This window comes from Microbacterium sp. NPDC055521 (assembly GCF_053619695.1).
This window is the reverse complement of the sequence record NZ_JBSHJX010000001.1, coordinates 82,622-101,862: the sequence shown is the minus strand read 5'-3', so window position 1 is coordinate 101,862 and position 19,241 is coordinate 82,622. Positions and strand designations below refer to the sequence as shown.

General features: G+C 69.7%; 16 protein-coding genes. 9 read left to right on the top strand and 7 right to left on the bottom strand.

The window, feature by feature from the left end:
- Positions 1-6: 6 nt before the first annotated feature.
- Positions 7-300, top strand: coding sequence for a DUF4193 domain-containing protein (locus tag ACWGSM_RS00480; protein WP_452321041.1), 294 nt, complete (start codon positions 7-9; stop codon positions 298-300).
- Positions 301-359: 59 nt separating this feature from the next.
- On the opposite strand, the gene ACWGSM_RS00475 is transcribed toward ACWGSM_RS00480, so the two are convergent.
- A complete protein-coding gene (locus tag ACWGSM_RS00475; RefSeq protein WP_452321040.1) occupies positions 360-842 on the bottom strand; it encodes a DUF3093 family protein in 483 nt (160 codons plus the stop codon).
- Between the two features lie 3 nt (positions 843-845).
- Between ACWGSM_RS00475 and dut the strand changes: the two genes are divergently transcribed.
- The 5 genes from dut to dxs all read left to right on the top strand — a co-directional run bounded on the left by dut (position 846) and on the right by dxs (position 7,744).
- The gene (gene dut / locus ACWGSM_RS00470; protein ID WP_452321039.1) at positions 846-1,295 is read left to right on the top strand and encodes a dUTP diphosphatase; all 450 of its coding nucleotides are present in this window, start codon (positions 846-848) and stop codon (positions 1,293-1,295) included.
- On the top strand, positions 1,292-1,879 hold the full coding sequence (locus ACWGSM_RS00465; RefSeq protein WP_071640401.1) for a DUF3710 domain-containing protein: 588 nt from the start codon (positions 1,292-1,294) through the stop codon (positions 1,877-1,879). The genes dut and ACWGSM_RS00465 overlap by 4 nt, the downstream gene beginning before the upstream one ends.
- Positions 1,876-2,628 carry a DUF3159 domain-containing protein gene (locus ACWGSM_RS00460; RefSeq protein ID WP_452321038.1) on the top strand — a complete coding sequence of 251 codons (753 nt, stop codon included), beginning with the start codon at positions 1,876-1,878 and terminating at the stop codon, positions 2,626-2,628. Before ACWGSM_RS00465 ends, ACWGSM_RS00460 begins: the two co-directional genes overlap by 4 nt.
- Positions 2,629-2,758: 130 nt before the next feature.
- Positions 2,759-5,638: an aconitate hydratase gene (locus ACWGSM_RS00455; protein ID WP_452321037.1), complete on the top strand. Its 2,880-nt coding sequence runs from the start codon at positions 2,759-2,761 to the stop codon at positions 5,636-5,638.
- Positions 5,639-5,800: 162 nt separating this feature from the next.
- On the top strand, positions 5,801-7,744 hold the full coding sequence (gene dxs / locus ACWGSM_RS00450; RefSeq protein ID WP_452321036.1) for a 1-deoxy-D-xylulose-5-phosphate synthase: 1,944 nt from the start codon (positions 5,801-5,803) through the stop codon (positions 7,742-7,744).
- Here the strand turns inward: dxs and ACWGSM_RS00445 are convergent.
- Positions 7,728-9,188 (bottom strand): glycerol-3-phosphate dehydrogenase/oxidase, encoded by a 1,461-nt coding sequence (locus ACWGSM_RS00445; RefSeq protein ID WP_452321035.1) that lies wholly within the window; start codon positions 9,186-9,188, stop codon positions 7,728-7,730. The genes dxs and ACWGSM_RS00445 overlap by 17 nt on opposite strands.
- The gene (locus tag ACWGSM_RS00440; RefSeq protein WP_452321034.1) at positions 9,185-9,784 is read right to left on the bottom strand and encodes a TetR/AcrR family transcriptional regulator; all 600 of its coding nucleotides are present in this window, start codon (positions 9,782-9,784) and stop codon (positions 9,185-9,187) included. Before ACWGSM_RS00440 ends, ACWGSM_RS00445 begins: the two co-directional genes overlap by 4 nt.
- Before the next feature lie 20 nt (positions 9,785-9,804).
- Here ACWGSM_RS00440 and ACWGSM_RS00435 point away from each other — a divergent pair, with 20 nt between their 5' ends.
- Genes ACWGSM_RS00435 through ACWGSM_RS00425 form a run of 3 tightly spaced genes read left to right on the top strand, consistent with a single transcriptional unit; the run spans position 9,805 to position 13,955 of the window.
- Entirely contained in the window at positions 9,805-11,430 is a 1,626-nt protein-coding gene (locus ACWGSM_RS00435) for an FAD-binding oxidoreductase (RefSeq protein ID WP_452321033.1), read from the top strand.
- Positions 11,423-12,325 (top strand): diacylglycerol/lipid kinase family protein, encoded by a 903-nt coding sequence (locus ACWGSM_RS00430; protein WP_452321032.1) that lies wholly within the window; start codon positions 11,423-11,425, stop codon positions 12,323-12,325. The genes ACWGSM_RS00435 and ACWGSM_RS00430 overlap by 8 nt, the downstream gene beginning before the upstream one ends.
- Positions 12,326-12,329: 4 nt before the next feature.
- Positions 12,330-13,955 carry a GMC oxidoreductase gene (locus ACWGSM_RS00425; protein ID WP_452321031.1) on the top strand — a complete coding sequence of 542 codons (1,626 nt, stop codon included), beginning with the start codon at positions 12,330-12,332 and terminating at the stop codon, positions 13,953-13,955.
- A gap of 65 nt (positions 13,956-14,020) precedes the next feature.
- Here the strand turns inward: ACWGSM_RS00425 and ACWGSM_RS00420 are convergent, their stop codons facing one another.
- From ACWGSM_RS00420 to ACWGSM_RS00405, 4 genes are all read right to left on the bottom strand, one after another.
- Positions 14,021-16,180, bottom strand: coding sequence for a 3-hydroxyacyl-CoA dehydrogenase NAD-binding domain-containing protein (locus ACWGSM_RS00420; protein WP_452321265.1), 2,160 nt, complete (start codon positions 16,178-16,180; stop codon positions 14,021-14,023).
- 5 nt (positions 16,181-16,185) lie between these two features.
- Positions 16,186-17,391, bottom strand: a complete 1,206-nt coding sequence (locus ACWGSM_RS00415) for a thiolase family protein (protein WP_452321030.1) — start codon at positions 17,389-17,391, stop codon at positions 16,186-16,188.
- A gap of 74 nt (positions 17,392-17,465) precedes the next feature.
- Positions 17,466-18,662 carry a ribonuclease D gene (locus ACWGSM_RS00410; protein ID WP_452321029.1) on the bottom strand — a complete coding sequence of 399 codons (1,197 nt, stop codon included), beginning with the start codon at positions 18,660-18,662 and terminating at the stop codon, positions 17,466-17,468.
- On the bottom strand, positions 18,655-19,236 hold the full coding sequence (locus ACWGSM_RS00405; RefSeq protein WP_452321028.1) for a DUF3000 domain-containing protein: 582 nt from the start codon (positions 19,234-19,236) through the stop codon (positions 18,655-18,657). The genes ACWGSM_RS00410 and ACWGSM_RS00405 overlap by 8 nt, the downstream gene beginning before the upstream one ends.
- Positions 19,237-19,241 lie beyond the last annotated feature (5 nt).

The following is a 19,241-nucleotide window of genomic DNA, read 5'->3' as shown; positions in this document are numbered from 1 at the left end:
CACCGCATGGCAACCGATTACGACGCCCCTCGCAAGAGCGAAGACGACTCCGAGTCGATCGAAGCCCTCAAGGAGCGCGTGCCGAGCACCCAGTCCGGCGCCGGCGACGTCGAGGACTCGGACAACCCGACGGGGTTCGAGCTCCCCGGCGCCGACCTCTCCGACTTGGAGCTCGATGTCGTCGTGCTGCCCGCGCAGCAGGACGAGTTCACCTGCATGAGCTGCTTCCTCGTGAAGCACCGCTCGCAGCTCGACCACGACGGCGCGGACGGCCCGATCTGCAAGGAATGCGCCGCCTGATCACCGACACGCACGCGCCCCGGCCTGATGGCTCGGGGCGCGTTCTGCATCCCGGCGCCTCAGTCGCGCTGTGCGCGCGCCGTCCGAATCGCCGCCGCGAGACGGTCGGGGGTGCGCGAGGAGATCGTCCAGCTGTTCACCGGGTCGTCCGGATCGGTGACCGGCACGACGACGACGCCGTCGATGCCGCCGCGCAGCAGGTTCCAGCCGTCTCTCGCGATCTGATGCGTGCGCCGGGCTCTGGCCTCCTCGCCTGAGAACTCGCCGGGCTCACCCAGCCAGGCGGCGTCGATGTGCGCGCGCCCCGCATGCAGCACACCGTCGACCACGCGGATGGTGGGGGAGAGGGCGATGCTCACGACCACGAGCACGAGCGAGACGGCCGCTCCGACCATCAGTGCGAGGCTCGCGTCGAGCGGTGTCAGCACGAGCGACACCATCGGGCCGGCGAAGGCGATGGTGATCAGCAGCGCCAGGCCGGGGGCCAGTCGCTCGCGGTAGGTCTCGCGCGTATCGGGGTGAAGGTTCTGCATTAGCCTCATGGGGTGACTCATTCCGTTGCCGTCCCCATTATCTCGGCGAACGTCCCGTTCTACGCGCACCCCGGGGATGCCGGGGCCGATCTGGTGTCGACCGAGGCGGTCCGGCTCGAGCCCGGTGAGCGGGCGCTGATCGGCACGGGCGTGCGCATCGCGCTGCCCGAGGGGTACGCCGCCTTCGTCGTGCCGCGCAGCGGCCTCGCCGCCAAGCACGGCATCACCGTGGTCAACTCGCCCGGCACCGTCGACGCCGGCTACCGGGGCGAGATCAGGGTCAGCCTGCTGAACACCGACAGCAGGGAAGCGTACGATGTGGCGGTCGGCGATCGCATCGCGCAGCTCATCGTGATGCCCGTCGTGCAGGCTCGTTTCGAACCCGTCGACGACCTGCCCGACAGTGTCCGCGGTGACGGCGGATTCGGGTCGACCGGCTACACCCAGGGAAAGAGCGAATGACTGAAGAGATCGAACCCACGCTGAAGTCCGCACCGGCCGACCGGGCGACCGCTGGCCCGTTCGACGACAGCGAGGCGAACCCCGTGCGCCCGTACATCGACCTCGGCGGCATCAAGGTGCTGCCCCGTGAGGGCCTCAACCTGCGTCTCGAGGTCGAGGAGCAGAGCAAGAGGATCGTGGCCGTCGGCCTCGACTACGCCGGCTCGTCGCTGCAGGTGCAGCCCTTCGCCGCGCCGCGCTCGCGCGGGCTGTGGGATGAGACACGCGTGCAGCTGCGCGACCAGATCCGCACGCAGGGCGGGCGGGTCGAGGAGCGCGAGGGCACGCTGGGCAAGGAGCTGCTCGCCGAGGTGCCTGCCACGGCGGCGGAGGGGTCCGGCATGCGACTGGCGAGATTCGTCGGCGTCGACGGCCCGCGTTGGTTCCTGCGCGGAGTCATCGGCGGCGACGCTGCGTCCGACCCCGCCGCGGCCGAGCAGGTCGAGGACCTGTTCCGCTCGATCGTCGTCGTGCGGGGCGCCACGCCGATGCCGCCGCGCGACCTGATCCCGCTGAAGATGCCCTCCACGCCGGGATCGGCGTGACACCGGCCGACGACCGGGACGACACGCCCGCCCCCGGGCATCCGTCATCCGAGCCGGTCGGCTCCGCCGACCCGACGACGGCGGACGTGATCGGTGCCGCTCTCGGCGGCGCCGCGCGCCGGGCTGGACTCAGCACGGAGACCGATGAGAGCGCCCACCGGATCGTGTGGAGTGCGATGGGCGGCTGGCGCGGGATCGTCGAGTCGGTGCTGCCCAGCCTCGCGTTCGTGATCCTGTTCACTCTGCGCCCGGAACCCCTGACGCTCTCCCTCGGCGTGTCGGTCGGGCTCGCCGCCGTGTTCACGACCCTCCGCCTCGTGCAGAAGTCGCCACCCGCCGCGGCGTTCGGAGGCCTGGTGGCCGCGGGCGCAGCGGCAGGTCTGGCGCTGTGGACGGGACGCGGGGCCGACAACTTCGTGCCAGGTCTGATCACGAACGCGGTCTACGGCACGGTGATGGTCGTCGCCGCCCTGGTCGGCTGGTCGGTCATCGGACTCGCGGTGGGCTTCCTGATGGGCGAGGGCACCGCGTGGCGCGGTGACCGCCGCAAGCGCCGCGCGTTCTTCTGGCTGGGGCTGGCCTGGGGCGTGCTGTTCCTGCTGCGACTGTCGGTCCAGCTGCCGCTCTACCTCACGGATCAGGTGACCCTGCTGGGCACGCTCAAGCTGGTCATGGGCCTGCCTCTCTTCGCGCCCATGGTCGCCGTGACGTGGCTCGTCGTCCGCGCGCTCTATCGACGCGCCGAGTAGCAGCCGACCGTCGTCCGTTCTGGTAGATTTATCTTGACGTCAAGATAAATTGCTCATTCCGTCGCGCGGTCGTCCGACGCAGACTGGTAAGGACAACCTTGCTAGCCGTGGCGATCATTCGGCGAGCAAGATGGAAGCGCCTGTCGCTCCCATCCGATCAGAAGGAGACGGATTCGTGTCCACGGTGAACAGCTTCGGTGCCAAGAGCACCCTGACAGTCGGCAGCACCGACTACGAGATCTTCCGCATCGATACGGTGCCGGGGAACGAGAAGCTCCCCTTCGCTCTGAAGGTGCTCCTCGAGAACCAGTTGCGCACGGAGGACGGCGCCAACGTCACGAAGGCGCAGATCGAGGCGCTCGGATCGTGGGACCCCGCCGCGGAGCCCGACACCGAGATCCAGTTCACGCCCGCGCGCGTGGTCATGCAGGACTTCACGGGTGTCCCCTGCATCGTCGACCTCGCCACCATGCGCGAGGCAGTCACCGCGCTCGGCGGCGACCCGAACCGCATCAACCCGCTCTCTCCCGCGGAGATGGTGATCGACCACTCCGTGATCGCCGACCTGTTCGGGCGTCCGGACGCGATCGAGCGCAACGTCGAGATCGAGTACCAGCGCAACGGCGAGCGGTACCAGTTCCTGCGCTGGGGCCAGACGGCGTTCGACGACTTCAAGGTCGTGCCCCCGGGGACGGGCATCGTGCACCAGGTGAACATCGAGCACCTGGCCAAGGTCATCTACGACCGCACCGTCGACGGCGTGCTGCGCGCGTACCCCGACACCTGTGTCGGCACCGACTCGCACACCACGATGGTCAACGGCCTGGGCGTGCTCGGCTGGGGCGTCGGCGGCATCGAGGCCGAGGCCGCGATGCTCGGTCAGCCCGTGTCGATGCTCATCCCGCGGGTCGTCGGCTTCAAGCTGACCGGTGAGATCCCGGCCGGGGTCACCGCCACCGATGTGGTGCTGACGATCACCGACATGCTCCGCCAGCACGGCGTGGTCGGCAAGTTCGTCGAGTTCTACGGCGCCGGCGTCGCATCCGTCCCGCTCGCGAACCGGGCCACGATCGGCAACATGTCTCCCGAGTTCGGGTCGACCGCTGCGATGTTCCCCATCGACGACGTGACCCTCGACTACCTGCGTCTCACCGGCCGCGACGACCACGCCGTCGACCTGGTGGAGCAGTATGCCAAGGCTCAGGGCCTGTGGCACGACGTCGACAAGGAGCCCTCGTACTCGGAGTACATGGAGCTCGACCTGTCGACGGTCGTCCCCTCGATCGCCGGACCCAAGCGTCCGCAGGACAGGATCCTGCTGTCCGAGGCGAAACAGCAGTTCGAGCAGGACATCGTCAACTACGCGGAAGCGACCACCAGCGACGACATCGTCGACCTCGAGTCGAAGCACTCGTTCCCGGCATCCGACCCCGGTCAGGTGCCCGGTGAGGAGTCGCCGACCACGCGCCCGGTGCACATCAACAGCGGCGCGCCGGCGAACGTCTCGCGCCCGGTGCCCGTCACCACGCCCGACGGGCAGAAGTACATCCTCGACAACGGTGCCGTGACGCTCGCCGCGATCACCTCGTGCACCAACACGTCGAACCCGTCGGTGATGATCGCCGCCGGTCTTCTCGCCCGCAAGGCGCGTGAGAAGGGACTCACGCAGAAGCCGTGGGTCAAGACCACCCTCGGCCCCGGCTCGAAGGTCGTCACCGACTACTACGAGAAGTCCGGCCTCGACAAGGACCTCGAGGGCCTCGGCTTCTACACCGTCGGCTACGGCTGCACGATCTGCATCGGCAACTCCGGACCGCTGATCGAAGAGGTGTCCGAGGCGATCAACGAGCACGACCTCGCGGTGACCGCGGTGCTCTCGGGCAACCGCAACTTCGAGGGTCGCATCAGCCCCGACGTGAAGATGAACTACCTCGCAAGCCCGCCGCTGGTCGTCGCGTACGCGATCGCCGGTTCGATGCACTTCGACTTCGAGACCGATCCGCTCGGCAAGGACGAGGCCGGCAACGACGTCTTCCTGAAGGACATCTGGCCGGCCCCCGAAGAGGTGCAGGAGATCATCGACTCGTCGATCTCGCGCGACCAGTTCATCAAGCAGTACGCCACCGTGTTCGACGGTGACGAGCGCTGGAAGAACCTGCCGACGCCGACCGGTCCGATCTTCGAGTGGGACGACGCGTCGACCTACGTGCGCAAGGCGCCCTACTTCGACGGCATGGAGCTGACCCCGGCACCGGTCACCGACATCACCGGCGCTCGCGTGCTGGCGACGCTGGGCGACTCGGTCACCACCGACCACATCTCGCCGGCAGGAAACATCAAGGCGGGCACCCCGGCCGCGCAGTACCTCACCGAGCACGGTGTCGAGCAGCGCGACTTCAACTCCTACGGATCGCGCCGAGGCAACCACGAGGTGATGATCCGCGGCACGTTCGCGAACATCCGCCTGAAGAACGCGCTCGTCAAGGCCGTCAACGACGGTCAGCAGATCGAGGGTGGCTTCACCCGCGACTTCACGCAGGAGGGCGGTCCGCAGGCGTACATCTACGACGCGTCGCAGAACTACCAGGATCAGGGCACCCCGCTGGTGATCTTCGGCGGTAAGGAGTACGGCTCGGGATCGTCGCGCGACTGGGCGGCCAAGGGCACCAACCTGCTGGGCGTCAAGGCGGTCATCACCGAGAGCTTCGAGCGCATCCACCGCTCCAACCTCATCGGCATGGGCGTCGTCCCGCTGCAGTTCCCGGCGGGCGAGACCTGGGAGTCCCTCGGGCTCGACGGCACCGAGGTCATCTCGATCGAGGGCCTGACCGCCCTCAATGAGGGCACCACGCCGAAGACGGTCAAGGTGACGGCCACGCCGAGCGAGTTCTCGGCAGAGGGCCGCGAGCCCATCACCTTCGACGCGGTCGTCCGCATCGACACACCCGGTGAGGCCGACTACTACCGCAATGGCGGCATCCTGCAGTACGTGCTGCGTTCGCTGCTCTGACGCGAGCCGACAGGGGCCCGGATGCTTCGGCATCCGGGCCCCTGTCGTATCCCCGACGGGCTCGGATGCGTCGGCATCCGGGGCCGGTGGCTCTACCCGAGATAGAATATCCGGATGCGCGCGCCGTCCCCGGCGGGCGATCAACGTCGCGGAAGGGTGTCCATGCCGATCCTGCCGAGCATCACCGGCCCCCGAGATCTCGATCGACTCTCCAGCGGGGAAATGGTCGAGCTGGCGGCCGAGATCCGGGCATTCCTCGTCGAGAACGTCGCTCGCACCGGCGGTCACCTCGGGCCGAACCTCGGCGTCGTCGAGCTCACCATCGCCCTGCACCGGGTGTTCTCCTCGCCCGATGACCCGATCATCTTCGACACCGGTCACCAGTCGTACGTGCACAAGCTGCTCACCGGACGTCAGGACTTCTCGAGCCTCCGCTCCCGCGGCGGGCTCGCCGGATACCCGCAGCGTTCGGAGAGCGTGCACGACGTCGTCGAGTCCTCGCACGCATCGAGCTCGCTGAGCTGGGCGGACGGCATCTCGCGGGCCCTCACCGCGACGGGACGGGCTGATCGGCATGTCGTGGCTGTCGTCGGCGACGGCGCGCTCACCGGCGGGATGACCTGGGAGGCGCTGAACAACATCAGCGACGACAACGAACGCAACCTCGTCATCGTCGTGAACGACAACGGCCGCTCCTACGCGCCGACGATCGGCGGAATGTCCCGCTATCTGAACCGCGTGCGCACCGCGGGCGTGTACCGCGAGATGCACCGCAAGTCCGACCGGCTGTTCCGCGCCTTCGGTCCGCTCGGGCGCGCGGTGTTCCGCGGCGTGCGCGGTGGAACGCACGGCTTCCTCTCGCGATTCACGAACAACGTGGCGCTGTATTCCAACCTCGACATCAAGTACCTGGGTCCCGTGGACGGCCACGACGTCGACGCACTCATCGAGACGCTGCGCTTCGCCAAGGAGTACGGCGCCCCGGTCATCGTGCACGCGATCACCGAGAAGGGCCGCGGATACCAGCCCGCCCTCGACGACGTGGCCGACCAGTTCCACGCCGTCGGACGCATCGATCCGAAGACCGGCGGTGCGCTGTCGTCATCGTCCGGCACGTCGTGGACCTCTGTGTTCTCGGACGCGCTCGTGGAGATCGGCGGTCGCGACGACAAGGTCATCGCGATGACCGCCGCGATGCTGCGTCCGACCGGCCTCGCCGCCTTCGCCGAGCGCTTCCCCGATCGGGTGTACGACGTCGGCATCGCCGAGCAGCATGCCGTGGCGTCCGCCGCGGGGCTCGCGTTCGGCGGTCTGCATCCCGTGGTGGCGATCTACGCCACGTTCATGAACCGCGCCTTCGACCAGGTGCTGATGGATGTCGCGCTGCACCGCGCCGGAGTCACGTTCGTGCTCGACCGTGCCGGCGTGACCGGCCCGGACGGGCCGAGCCACAACGGTGTGTGGGATCTGGCGATGCTGCAGATGGTGCCGGGCATCCGGGTCGCCGCCCCGCGCGACGCAGTGCGCCTGAGCGAGTGCCTCGCGGAAGCCGTCGCCGTCGATGACGCGCCCACGGTGATCCGCTATCCCAAGGGCGACGTGCCCGACCCGATCACTGCCATCGAGCGCCTCGCCGACGGCACCGACGTGCTCGCCCGCGGCGACGAGGAGGACGTGCTGATCGTCGCGATCGGCTCGTTCGCCGAGATCGCCGTGAAGATCTCCGAGCGGCTGCGCGACCGCGGGATCGGCGTCACCGTGATCGACCCGCGCTGGGCGGTGCCCGTGCAGCCCGCGGTCGTGTCGCTGGCCGCTCGGCACCGTCTCGTGATCACCCTGGAGGATGGCATCCGGGTCGGGGGCATCGGCACGCGCGTGCGCCAGGTGCTCCGGGAAGCCGGCATCGACACCGGGGTGGACGAGCTGGGACTGCCGGACGAGTTCCTCGACCACGCGTCCCGCGAGCAGATCCTCGAGGATGCCGGGCTGACGATCGACAAGATCGCGGCCGACATCGTCGCGCAGGTGGGCGGGACACGCATCCCGGTGGCGAAGGCTCCCGGGCAGACCGAGGCCATCGACGTCTCACTCATCCAGAAGCGCTGAGCTCTGCGAGCGTCCGCTCCACGATCTCGGTGACCTGGGACAGCAGCGCCGCGCGCCGCGACGGCACGAGTCCGACGCGCAGCCGGCGCTCGAGCACGTCATCGGCGCTGAGAGCGCCCTCCTCCCGCACGGCATCGACGACGTCCTGCTCGGTCGCCGTCACGCCGTCGACGAGGGGCCGCTGGGGGAGACGCTCAGGCAGCGGCACGAGTCTCAGGGACGCGGTGCGGCACGCGGCGGCATCGAGCCGGCCCACTTGGACCGCCAGGTCGACGGCATCCTCGGCCATACGTCGGTAGGTGGTCAGCTTTCCGCCGAGCACGCTCACGAAGCCGTCGCCCGACTCGCTCACGAGATGCCGACGGGAGATGTCGGCGGTGGCGGCATCCCCGCTGTCGACCAGCGGACGAAGACCCGCGAACGCCCCCAGCACCCGTTCCCGCGGCAGGGGCGCGTCGAGCACGCGGTTCAGCGTGTCGAGCAGGAAGGTGATCTCGGCGTCGGTCGGCTCGGCGACATCGGGTACCGCACCGGGGGCGTCCTCGTCGGTCAGCCCCGCGTACACGAGTCCGTCCGCCTGGGGCAGAGCGAACACGTAGCGGCTGACCGAGCCGGGGTGCGGGATGGCGAGGGCGGCGGTGGGATGCCCCAGATCGGCGGCGTCGAGCACGATGTGCGTGCCGCGGCTGGGTCGCACCCGGATCGCGTCATCGAGTGAGCCCGCCCAGACACCGGTGGCGTTGATCACGGCGCGAGCACGCAGGTGCAGACTCTCTCCTGTGAGCAGGTCCTCGGCGTCGGCCGCGTGCGCGTGCAGCGTGTGGGCGCGCACCCGGGTGAGGATCTTCGCGCCGAGCGCGGCCGCGGTGCGCGCCACGGTGACGACGAGGCGAGCATCGTCGTCGAGCTGTCCGTCGTACCCGACCATGCCGCCGCGAAGCCGATCCGGTGCCAGCGCCGGCACGAGGCGGCGGGCCCCGCGGGCGGACACGGCGTGCGGCGCCGGCAGCACGGTGCGCGGTGTGTGCGCGTGACGGCGCAGCGCGTCTCCGATCGCCATTCCCGCGGCGCCTGCGCCGCGCTGCCGGATGTCGATGCCGGGGGCGAACGGCAGCAGCTGGGGGAGCGGGTGGATGAGGTGCGGTGCGATGGCGGTCATCAGCAGGTGGCGCTCCATCGCGCTCTCCCGGGCCGTCGCGATGTCGCCGGTCGCGAGGTACCGCAGACCGCCGTGCACGAGCTTCGAGCTGAACCGGCTGGTGCCGAAGGCGAGATCCTGCGCCTCGATCAGCACGACGCTCAGCCCTCGCGCGGCAGCGTCGAGCGCGGCGCCCGCCCCGGTGATGCCCCCGCCGACCACGAGCACATCGGCCGTGGTCTCGGCAGCCGCGGTGAGTTCGACTCGCCGTCGAGACGCGTTCAGAGCCGCAGCCGGTGCTCTCATGGCCGCAGCATCCCGTCGACGGCGGCGCGCAGCTCGTCGTCCCAGGCGTCATCGCTGATGAGATCGGCGACGGTGCCGTGCGACAGGATCGCGGACTGCGTCATGACCAGGAGCATCACGGCGATGTGCGCCGGATCGCCGTGTCGCACGGATCCGGCCGTCTGCGCGGCGGAGACGGATGCCGAGAGCCAGCCGAGGATGGCGCGCTGGCTCGCTCCGAACCGGTGCAGGGTGTACCGCGTGAAGATCTCCGGCTCGCGCTCGAGCAGTGCGGCGTACAGGGCGTCGGATCGGAATGCGCGGGTGAGCTCCTGCACGGCTGCGACAAGGGAGGGGCGGTCTGCGGCGACAGGGATGCCGTCGAGAAGGCGAAGCATGCGCCGCAGCAGCGTCGAGCGCACCACCCCGTCGGCGCTGGCCCAGCTGCGATAGACGGTGGGACGGCTGATCCCGGCGGTGCGCGCGAGTTCGGCGATCGCGAGCCCCCGCACGCCGCGCTGTGCGATCAGTCGCTCAGCGGCGTCGAGGATGCGATGCTGCATGGCGTCCCAGTCATCCGGGTGCCCCGCGGCCATCAGCAGTTGACGATCTTCCATGATCTGTCACACTGTAACGCATGAGGTCCACGAGCGACACCGCTGTCGAGCCGCCCGAGATGCGCTGGAACGGGTGGGGCGACCCCGACGGTGCCATCGGGCTGCCCCGTGCGGTGCGCGCGCTGCTGCCTCTGCTGCTGGGACGGGTGCCACGGCCGGAGCCTGCGCCACAGCTCGACGCGGTGGAGGTGGCGTCCCCCCGCCTCTCCGGCGCCGACCTCGCGGCTCTGGCCGGTGTCGTCGGCGACAGCGAGGTCCGCACCGACGCCGAGTCCCGGGTGCGGCGATCCGGCGGAAGATCCACGCCCGACCTGCTGCACCGGCGCGCCTCTCGCCAGCAGGTGCCTGACGCGGTCGTGCGTCCCGCGACGCACCTGGACGTCGCCGCGGTGCTGCAGGTCGCGCACGAGCGGGGCATCGCGGTCGTGCCGTTCGGCGGCGGGACGAGCGTGGTCGGCGGCGTCGACCCGGACACCGGCCGCCACCACGCCGTGATCGCACTGGATCTCGCGCGGCTCAGCGGTTTGGTTCACCTCGACGCGGTCAGCGGCGAAGCGGTGCTTCTCGCCGGCACGCGCGGCCCCGAGGCGGAGCGTCTGCTCGCAGAGCACGGCCTCGAGCTCGGGCACTATCCGCAGAGCTTCCGCTACGCGAGCATCGGGGGATTCGCGGCTGCGCGATCGTCCGGCCAGAACTCCGCAGGGTACGGCCGATTCGACACCATGGTCACCGGACTGCGCATGGCGACGCCGACCGGTGATCTCGATCTCGGCCGCGCCCCCGGGTCGGCGGCCGGCCCGGACCTCACTCGACTGCTGCTCGGCTCGGAGGGGGCCTTCGGGGTGATCACCGAGGTGCGCGTGCGCGTGCATCCGACACCGAGAGATCGCATCGTCGAGTCTTGGACGTTCCCCGACTTCACCACCGGCGCGAACGCCCTGCGCGAGGTCGTGCAGCGCGGCGGCACGCCCACCGTCATCCGCCTCTCCGATGAGGCCGAGACCGGTGTGAGCCTGGCCCAGGTGGGACGCATCGGCAAGGTGCTCGCGAAGGGGGCGAGCGCGGTGACCGTGTTCGAAGGCGAGGATGCCGAGCACAGGCGGGCGCGCACAGCCGAGCTGATCGCCGCCGCAGGCGGCACGAGCACGGGGCAGAGCGCCGCCGAGGAGTGGGCGAGAACCCGCTTCGAGGGGCCCTACCTGCGCGACGCGCTGCTCGATGCGGGCGTCTTCTGCGAGACGCTCGAGACGGCCACCACCTGGGCGAATCTGCACCGGCTGCGTGCCGCGGTGACCTCGGCTCTCAAGGACGGGTTCACCGATGCCGGTGCGAGAAGCTTCGTGATGTGCCACATCTCGCACCTCTACCCGACGGGCGCCTCGCTGTACTTCACCGTGCTCGCCGGGGTCAGAGGTGACCAGCTGGGCACCTGGGACGCCGTGAAACGGCGAGTGGGCGACGCGATCATGGCATCGGGCGGCACCATCACCCATCACCACGCGATCGGTCGCGATCACGCCGCCTGGCTGCCGCAGGAGATCGGCGAAACGGGCATCCGCATCCTTCGCGCGGTCAAACGTGAACTCGACCCGCAGGGCGTCATGAACCCGAATGCGCTGCTTCCCGAGGAACCGCTCCGTGAATGAGCGCGTGCGCCTCGTCGTCATCGTCAACCCTCAGGCGGGCAAGGGTCACGGGGCACGCGTCGGTGCCGATGCCGAGAGAGCACTGCGAGCGGCCGGCGCCGAGGTGAGCGTCCTCACGGGACGATCGGCCGAGCAGACCCGATCCCTCGCACGCGGGGCGGTGCGCGCAGCGCCCGACGGGATCGTCGTCGTCGGCGGCGACGGCACCCTGACCGGGATCATCGACGTGCTCATCGAGAACGGGCATCCGGTCACGCTCGTGCCGGCGGGCACCGGGAACGACCTCGCCCGGGCGCTCGGCATCCCCACGGACGACCCGCGGAAGGCCGCCCTCGCCGCGCTGCACGGGGTGGTCCGCACCATCGACCTCGGCACGATCGAATCCCAGGGCGCGAAGCGGGTGTTCCTCACCGTGGCAGCACTCGGGTTCGATGCGAAGGTGAGTGAGCGCACGAACACGCTGCGTCGTCCGAGCGGCCGACTGCGCTACTACCTGGCGCTCATCGTCGAGCTCGTGCGGCTGCGTCCGACGGTGTTCCGGATCTCGGTCGACGGAGACGACGATCAGGTGCAGCCCGGCACTCTGCTGGCCGTCGGCAACACTCGCAGCTACGGTGGCGGGATGCCGATCTGCGCCGACGCCCAGGCGGATGACGGACGACTCGACGTCGTGCACGTCGCGCCGCTCAGCCGCACCCGGCTGATCCGCCTCTTCCCGCTGCTGCTGCGCGGCAGCCATCTGGGGCGACCCGAGGTGCGGCACCTGCAGGCCACCTCGGTGCGGGTCTCGGCCCCTGACCTGGTCGTCTACGCCGACGGTGAGCGCGTCGGCGCGGAGGAATGCCTCATCGGCGTCCGACCGGCCGCCGTCACCATGATGATTCCGAGGGACTGAGCACATGTCGTACGACGAGGACGTCGTGATCGTGGGATCGGGCTTCGGCGGATCCGTCGCTGCCCTGCGCCTGTCCGAGAAGGGATATCGGGTGCGGGTGTTCGAATCCGGTCGACGGTTCGAAGACGACGACTTCGCGAAGACATCGTGGGATGTGCGTCGCTACCTGTGGGCGCCGCGGCTCGGATGCTTCGGCGTGCAGCGCATCCATCGCCTCCCGCATGTCATGATCCTCGCCGGCGCGGGCATCGGAGGCGGGTCTCTGAACTACGCGAACACCCTCTACGAGCCGCCGCAGACGTTCTTCACCGACCGGAACTGGCCCGCGGGCACCGACTGGCAGAGCGAGCTCGCCCCGCACTACACGACGGCGAAGCGCATGCTGGGTGTCGTCGAGAAGTACCCGCACACCGGCCCGGTCGAGCGGATCATGGCCGGTGCGGCTCAGGATCTCGGCGTCGGCGGCACGTTCCGACACGCCCCGGTGGGGGTCTTCCTGGGCACGCCGGGGCTGCGGGTGCCGGATCCGTTCTTCGACGGGGAGGGGCCGGATCGCACCGGATGCACGCTGTGCGGCAACTGCATGATCGGCTGCCGGGTCGGCGCGAAGAACACTCTCGCGAAGAACTACCTCGCCCTCGCCGAACGGCGCGGTGCGCGGATCGAAGCCCTGCGCACCGTCGTCGAGGTGCGCGAGGATCCGCGCGGCGGCTTTCTCGTCACCACCGAGCGCTCGGGCGCGTGGCTGCGCCGTAGGCGGCAGACCGTCCGCGCCGAGCAGGTGGTGCTGGCGGCCGGTACGTGGGGCACGCAGCAGCTGCTGCACCGCATGCGGGCGTCGTCGGCGCTGCCGCGCATCTCGGATGCCGTCGGCCGGCTCACCCGCACCAATTCAGAGGCCCTGGACGGCGCGGTGGCGACCAGGGTGCCGGATGCCGCGGGCTACGCCCGTGGCGTGGCCATCACCACCTCGTTCCACGTCGACGAGCGCACGCACGTCGAGAACGTGCGCTACGGTCCCGGCTCGAACCTGATGGGTGCCCTCGCGACGGTCCTCGTCCCCGGAGACCGCTCCTTCGGCAAGAGGATCGGGCTGCTGCTCGGCGCACTTTTCCGGCATCCGATCCGCCAGCTCCGCCTCGCCAGCCTGCACCGGTGGAGCGAGCGCGGCATCATCGCCCTGGTCATGCAGACCGCCGACAACTCGCTCACCCTGGCGCTGCGCCGCCGGTTCGGCCGCGACGTGCTGACCAGCCGGCAAGGACACGGCGCGCCGAACCCGTCGCACCTGCCGCAGGCGCATCGGGCCGTCGCGGCCATCGCAGGGCGGATGCAGCAGGAGACCGGTGTGCGAACCGAACCGCGCGGATCATGGCCGGAGGTGTTCGGCATCCCGCTGACCGCGCACTTCCTCGGCGGTGCGGTGATCAGCGACTCGCCCGACCGCGGCGTGGTGGACCCGTGGAACCGCGTCTGGGGGCATCCCGGCCTGCACGTCGTCGACGGGGCGGCCGTGCCGGCGAATCCCGGCGTGAACCCGTCGCTGACGATCACCGCGATCGCGGAGCGGGCGTTCGCCCACTGGCCGAGTCTCGGCGACGAGGATCGGCGGCCCGTTCAGGCCGGCTGACCGCACCACTCGAGGAGACGACACAGGGGTCGCACCCGAAGGTGCGACCCCTGTCTGACCCAGCGTCAGCGGTGCGCGATCCCGCGGATCGGCGGGTTGTGGAACGTGGCTCCGAAGACCCGCTCCGATGCCCCTTCGCGATCGAGGTACGGCGATGCGCCGCCGTCGATGAACGGCCAGCCGGCGCCGAGGATCAGGCAGAGGTCGATGTCCTCCACCTCGGGAACGACGCCTTCGTCCAGCATGAGGCGGATCTCCTGCGCCAGGCCGTCCTGCACGCGCTGCAGGATGGTGTCGGCGGATGCCGGGAAGCTGCCGACCTGACCCTTGAGCGCCTTCTCGGCGTTCTTGGTCCAGCCGGTGACCCGCCCGCCCTTGTCCTTCTCGACGACGGCATCCAGCTCGGCGAGAGCGTGGAAGTTCTCGTTGGCGTAGAAGCGGTCGGGGAAGTGGCGCACCATGGTGTCCTGCACATGGGCCGCGACCTTCCAGCCGACCAGGTCGATCAGCTGGAACGGTCCCATCGGCAGGCCGAGCGGTCCGAAGGCACGCTCGACATCGGCGATGGGAGTGCCCTCGTAGACCGCGCGTGCCGCCTCGCCCATGACCTTCGCGAGCAGGCGGTTCACGACGAAGCCGGGAGCATCCGCGGTCAGGACGGCGTTCTTGCCCAGGCCCTTCGCGACGACGAACGCCGTCGACAGTGCGGCCTCTGCTGTGTGCGGCGTCTTCACGATCTCGATCAGCGGCATGACCGCGACCGGGTTGAAGAAGTGGAAGCCGACCAGACGCTCGGGGTGAGCGAGCGTCGCGCCGATCTCCTCGACCGACAGCGATGAGGTGTTCGTCGCGAGGATGGCGTCGTCGGCGATGATCTTCTCGATCTCGCCGAACACCTGCTGCTTGACGCCGACCTCCTCGAACACGGCCTCGATCACGAAGTCGCAGTCAGCGTACTGGCTCTTGTCGGTCGTGCCGGTGACGAGCGAGCGCAGCTTGTTGGCGGTGTCGCCGTCGAGGCGGCCCTTCTGCTCGAGCTTGCCGATCTCGTCGTGGATGTACGCCACGCCCTTGTCGACGCGTGCCTGGTCGAGGTCGGTGATCAGCACCGGCACCTGCAGCCTGCGCACGAACAGCAGCGCGAACTGGCTGGCCATCAGACCCGCACCGATGATGCCGACCTTGGTGACCTTCTTCGCGAGGGTCTTGTCGGGAGCGCCGACAGGGCGCTTGGCGCGCTTCTGCACGAGGTCGAAGGCGTACATCGACGCGGCGAACTGATCACCGGCGACGAGATCGGCCAGAGGTTCGTCCTCACGGGCGAAGCCCTCGGCCTTGGTGCCGCTCTTCGCCTTGTCGAGCAGGTCGAGGGCGACGTAGGGCGAGCGGGGCATCGTGCCGATCTTCGACTCGAGCATGCCACGGGCCATCTTGATCGCGATCGGCCACTTGACCGTGCGCTCGATCTTGCCCGGCTCGTTCCTGCGCTCGACCTTCATGCCGCCGAGCACCGCGTCGGCCCAGGCCAGCGAACTCTCGAGGAACGTGGAGGCGGGGAAGATGGCATCCATCAGACCCAGCTCGAACGCCTGCTGCGGCTTGAGCATGCGGTTCTGCTTGAGCGGGTTGGAGACGACCACCTCGAGGGCCTTCTCGATGCCGATGAGGTTCGGCACGAGGTAGGCGCCGCCCCAGCCGGGGATGAGACCGAGGAAGACCTCGGGCAGCGCGAGCGCCGCGGCGGATGCATCGACCGTACGGTAGGTGGAGTTCAACGCGATCTCCATGCCGCCGCCGAGCGCGAGCCCGTTGACGAACGCGAACGACGGCACGCCGAGCTCGGACAGCGAGCCGAGCACCTTGTGCCCGAGTTGCGCGATCAGGCGTGCGTTGTCCTTGGATCCCACCCGGCTGATGTCGGAGAGGTCGGCGCCGGCGGCGAGGATGTACTGCTTGCCGGTGATGCCGACCGCCTGGATCTCGCCGGCGACCGCGCGCGCCTTCAGCGTCTCGAGCGTCTCGCCCAGCTCGATGAGCGTGGCGGGACCCAGCGTGTTCGGCCGGGTGTGGTCGCGACCGTTGTCGAGGGTGATGAGGGCGAGCACCTTGCCCGAGGCGAGACGGATGTCGCGAACGGGGGAGTGCGTGACGACCTCGCCCTCGGCGAGGACGGAGAGCGGCGTGAAATCGACGTCGGCGTACTGCTCGTTGATCGTGTGGGCCATCGCGGTCACTTCCTCTTCTTGCCGTCGTAGAACGGGTTCTCCCAGATGACCGACCCGCCCTGGCCGAGGCCGACGCACATGGCCGTGAGGCCGTAGCGCACGTCGGGTCGCTCCGCGAACTGCGCGGCGAGCTGGATCATCAGTCGGACTCCGGATGCCGCGAGCGGGTGTCCGAGCGCGATCGCACCGCCCCACTGGTTGACGCGCGGGTCGTCGTCGGCGATGCCGAAGTGATCGAGCAGCGAGATGACCTGGATCGCGAACGCCTCGTTCAGTTCGAACAGTCCGATGTCGGAGATGTCGAGACCGGCCTTCTTCAGCGCCTTCTCGGTCGACGGGATCGGGCCGATGCCCATGATCTCGGGCTGGACGCCGGCGAAGGCGAACGAGACCATCTTCATCTTCGGGGTGAGTCCCAACTCCTTCACCGCGCCGCCGCCGGCCAGCAGCGACATCGTCGCGCCGTCGGTGAGCGGTGAGGAGGTGCCTGCGGTGACGCGACCATGCGGACGGAACGGCGTCTTCAGCGCGGCGAGGTCCTCCATCGTGGTCTGCGGGCGACGGCCCTCGTCCTCGGTGGCCAGGCCCCAGGCGCCGTCGGCGCCCTTGATCGCGACCGACACGAGGTCGGGCTGGATCTTGCCCGCGTCGTATGCAGCCTGCACCTTGTGCTGGCTGAGCATGCCGAAGCGGTCGGAGCGCTCCTTGGTGAGGTGCGGGAAGCGGTCGAAGATGCGCTCGGCGGTGACACCCATGTTGAGGGCGCCGGGGTCGACCATCTTCTCGGCGACGAAGCGCGGGTTCGGATCGGCGTTGCCGCCGATCGGGTGGTGGCCCATGTGCTCCACACCGCCGGCGAGGGCGAAGTCGTACATGCCGACGCCGATCGACGCGGCCATCGTGGTGACACTGGTCATCGCGCCGGCGCACATGCGCTCGACGGCGAGACCGGGGACGGTCTGCGGAAGGCCGGCGAGGATGGCGACCGAGCGGCCGAGGGTGAGACCCTGGTCACCGGTCTGCGACGTCGCGGCGATCGCGACGTCGTCGATGCGGTCGGCCGGCACCGCGGCGTTGCGCTCCATCAGCCCGATGGTCGCCTTGACGGCGAGGTCATCAGCGCGGGTGTTCCAGTACATGCCTTTTTCGCCGGCGCGCCCGAAGGGGGTGCGCACGCCATCGACGAAGTAGACGTCCGAGATCTCGGCCACTCTGCCTCCATAGGTTGGGGTTCTCGTCCAGCCTAGGAGCGGGGTTCGAGCGCCCGGAATCGGTTGGATCGAACCTACGAAGCGTTCGGGAACCCCTCGACTGCCGTTTGCGGCCCCTCTACAAACGCATCGACGATCTTCTGTGCGGTATGCGCAACCTGCCAGGGGCGGGCGCCGAGCTCGAGCAGTGCGGCAGCGACCGACTCCGCGGTGAGGTCGGCGGGCGGCTGCCAGGCGACCCGGCGCAGGTGGTCGGGGGTGAGCAGGTTCTCGGTCGGCATGTGCAGCTCTTCGGCGAGGGCCTCGACCACGGGGCGGGCCGCCTTCAGTCGCAGATCGGCGTCGGGATTGCGATCCGTCCAGGATCGGGGCGGCGGAAGGGCGTCGCTCGGCACGCGCTCGCGAGGCAGATCCTCGGTGGTGCGACCGCGCTCGATCGCCGCCCACCAGCGATCGATCTGGGTGCGGCTCGCACGCCCGGTGAACTCCTTGAGGCCGGAGAGCTCCTGCTTCGACCGCGGGGCGGCCAGCAGGGCTGCGAGCAGCGCACGGTCGGGCACGAGACGACCCGGGGAGACGTCGATCTGCTCGGCGTACTGCTCGCGTGCCGTCCACAGCTCCCGGGCCACGGCCAGCTGACGGGCGCCGCGCACCTTGTGCAGGCCGCTCAATCGCCGCCACGGCTCCTCGCGGGGCGGTTTCGGCAGGCGGTGCAGCGTCGCGTCGAACTCCTCCGCGGCGATCTCGGACTTGCCGGCGCCCTCCAGCTCGTCGACGAGTGCGTCGCGCACGTCGACGAGGTGCAGGACGTCGAGCGCCGCATACTCCAGCCACGGGCCAGGCAGTGGCCGTGTCGACCAGTCGGCGGCGGAATGCGCCTTCGCGAGGGTGATGCCCAGGGTGTGCTCGACGACCGCGGCGAGCCCGAAGCCGTCGCTGCCCAGCAGCCGCGAGGCGAGCTCGGTGTCGAAGATCCGCGCCGGCTCGAGCTCGAGCTCGCGCAGCGACGGCAGGTCCTGACTCGCGGCGTGGAACACCCATTCGGTGTCGCCGATGGCATCCTGAAGCGGCTGGAAGCCGTCGATGGCGGGCGGATCGAACAGGAACACGCCCGCGTCGCGGCGGAACACCTGCACCAGATACGCGCGCTGGGAGTAGCGGAATCCGGATGCCCGCTCCACGTCGACGGCCACCGGGCCCGAACCCTGGGCGAGCGCCTCGACCGCCTTCTCGAACTCCGCCCGGTCGTCGATCACGGAGAATTCAGCCACGTGCGCCCTTTCTCGCGCCGAACACGGCGACGTCCTCTGATCCGGGCGGGAGCCCTGCGAGCATCCCGACCAGCTCCGCCCATGCTTCCACATGCGGGCGCAGCGGGGCATCCGGAGTCCACGACGCGCGAAGCTCGATCTGCGCCCCGTCGCCCTCGGCGGCGAGCGCGCCGAACCCCTTCGAGAGCATCTTCGTCGAGGTGCCGGATGCCGAGTGGTATGCGGCCTCGCGTGAATCGAGCGCGTCCACCAGCCACGACCAGGCGACGTCCGCCAGCAGCGGGTCGGTGCCGATCTCGGGCTCGAGCGGAGCCTGCGCGAACGCGACGATGCGCCAGGCGCCGTCCCAGGCATCCGGTTCGTCCGGATCGTGCAGCAGCACGAAGCGACCGGTGCCGTACACCGAGTCGCCGTGATCGTCGGGTCGCACGTCGGCCGCGAGGGCCAGGGTGAAGGGCGCGAGCCCGGCGGGTGACGGGATCTCCCGCACGACGATGTCGGTGCGGAACGCCGTCTCACGAAGCTCTGCCGCCGCTGCATCGAACAGCGCTGCGGCGTCCGGGTGTGCGCTCACGTGGA

What these genes read in the sequence shown, in the direction of transcription:
- dxs (WP_452321036.1), top strand. Translation starts at nt 5,801, where the DNA reads ATGCCGATCCTGCCGAGCATCACCGGCCCCCGAGATCTCGATCGACTC.
- ACWGSM_RS00425 (WP_452321031.1), top strand. Translation starts at nt 12,330, where the DNA reads ATGTCGTACGACGAGGACGTCGTGATCGTGGGATCGGGCTTCGGCGGA.
- ACWGSM_RS00420 (WP_452321265.1), bottom strand. Translation starts at nt 16,180, where the DNA reads ATGGCCCACACGATCAACGAGCAGTACGCCGACGTCGATTTCACGCCG.
- ACWGSM_RS00475 (WP_452321040.1), bottom strand. Translation starts at nt 842, where the DNA reads ATGAGGCTAATGCAGAACCTTCACCCCGATACGCGCGAGACCTACCGC.
- ACWGSM_RS00440 (WP_452321034.1), bottom strand. Translation starts at nt 9,784, where the DNA reads ATGGAAGATCGTCAACTGCTGATGGCCGCGGGGCACCCGGATGACTGG.
- ACWGSM_RS00455 (WP_452321037.1), top strand. Translation starts at nt 2,759, where the DNA reads ATGGAAGCGCCTGTCGCTCCCATCCGATCAGAAGGAGACGGATTCGTG.
- ACWGSM_RS00435 (WP_452321033.1), top strand. Translation starts at nt 9,805, where the DNA reads ATGAGGTCCACGAGCGACACCGCTGTCGAGCCGCCCGAGATGCGCTGG.
- ACWGSM_RS00480 (WP_452321041.1), top strand. Translation starts at nt 7, where the DNA reads ATGGCAACCGATTACGACGCCCCTCGCAAGAGCGAAGACGACTCCGAG.
- ACWGSM_RS00445 (WP_452321035.1), bottom strand. Translation starts at nt 9,188, where the DNA reads ATGAGAGCACCGGCTGCGGCTCTGAACGCGTCTCGACGGCGAGTCGAA.
- ACWGSM_RS00465 (WP_071640401.1), top strand. Translation starts at nt 1,292, where the DNA reads ATGACTGAAGAGATCGAACCCACGCTGAAGTCCGCACCGGCCGACCGG.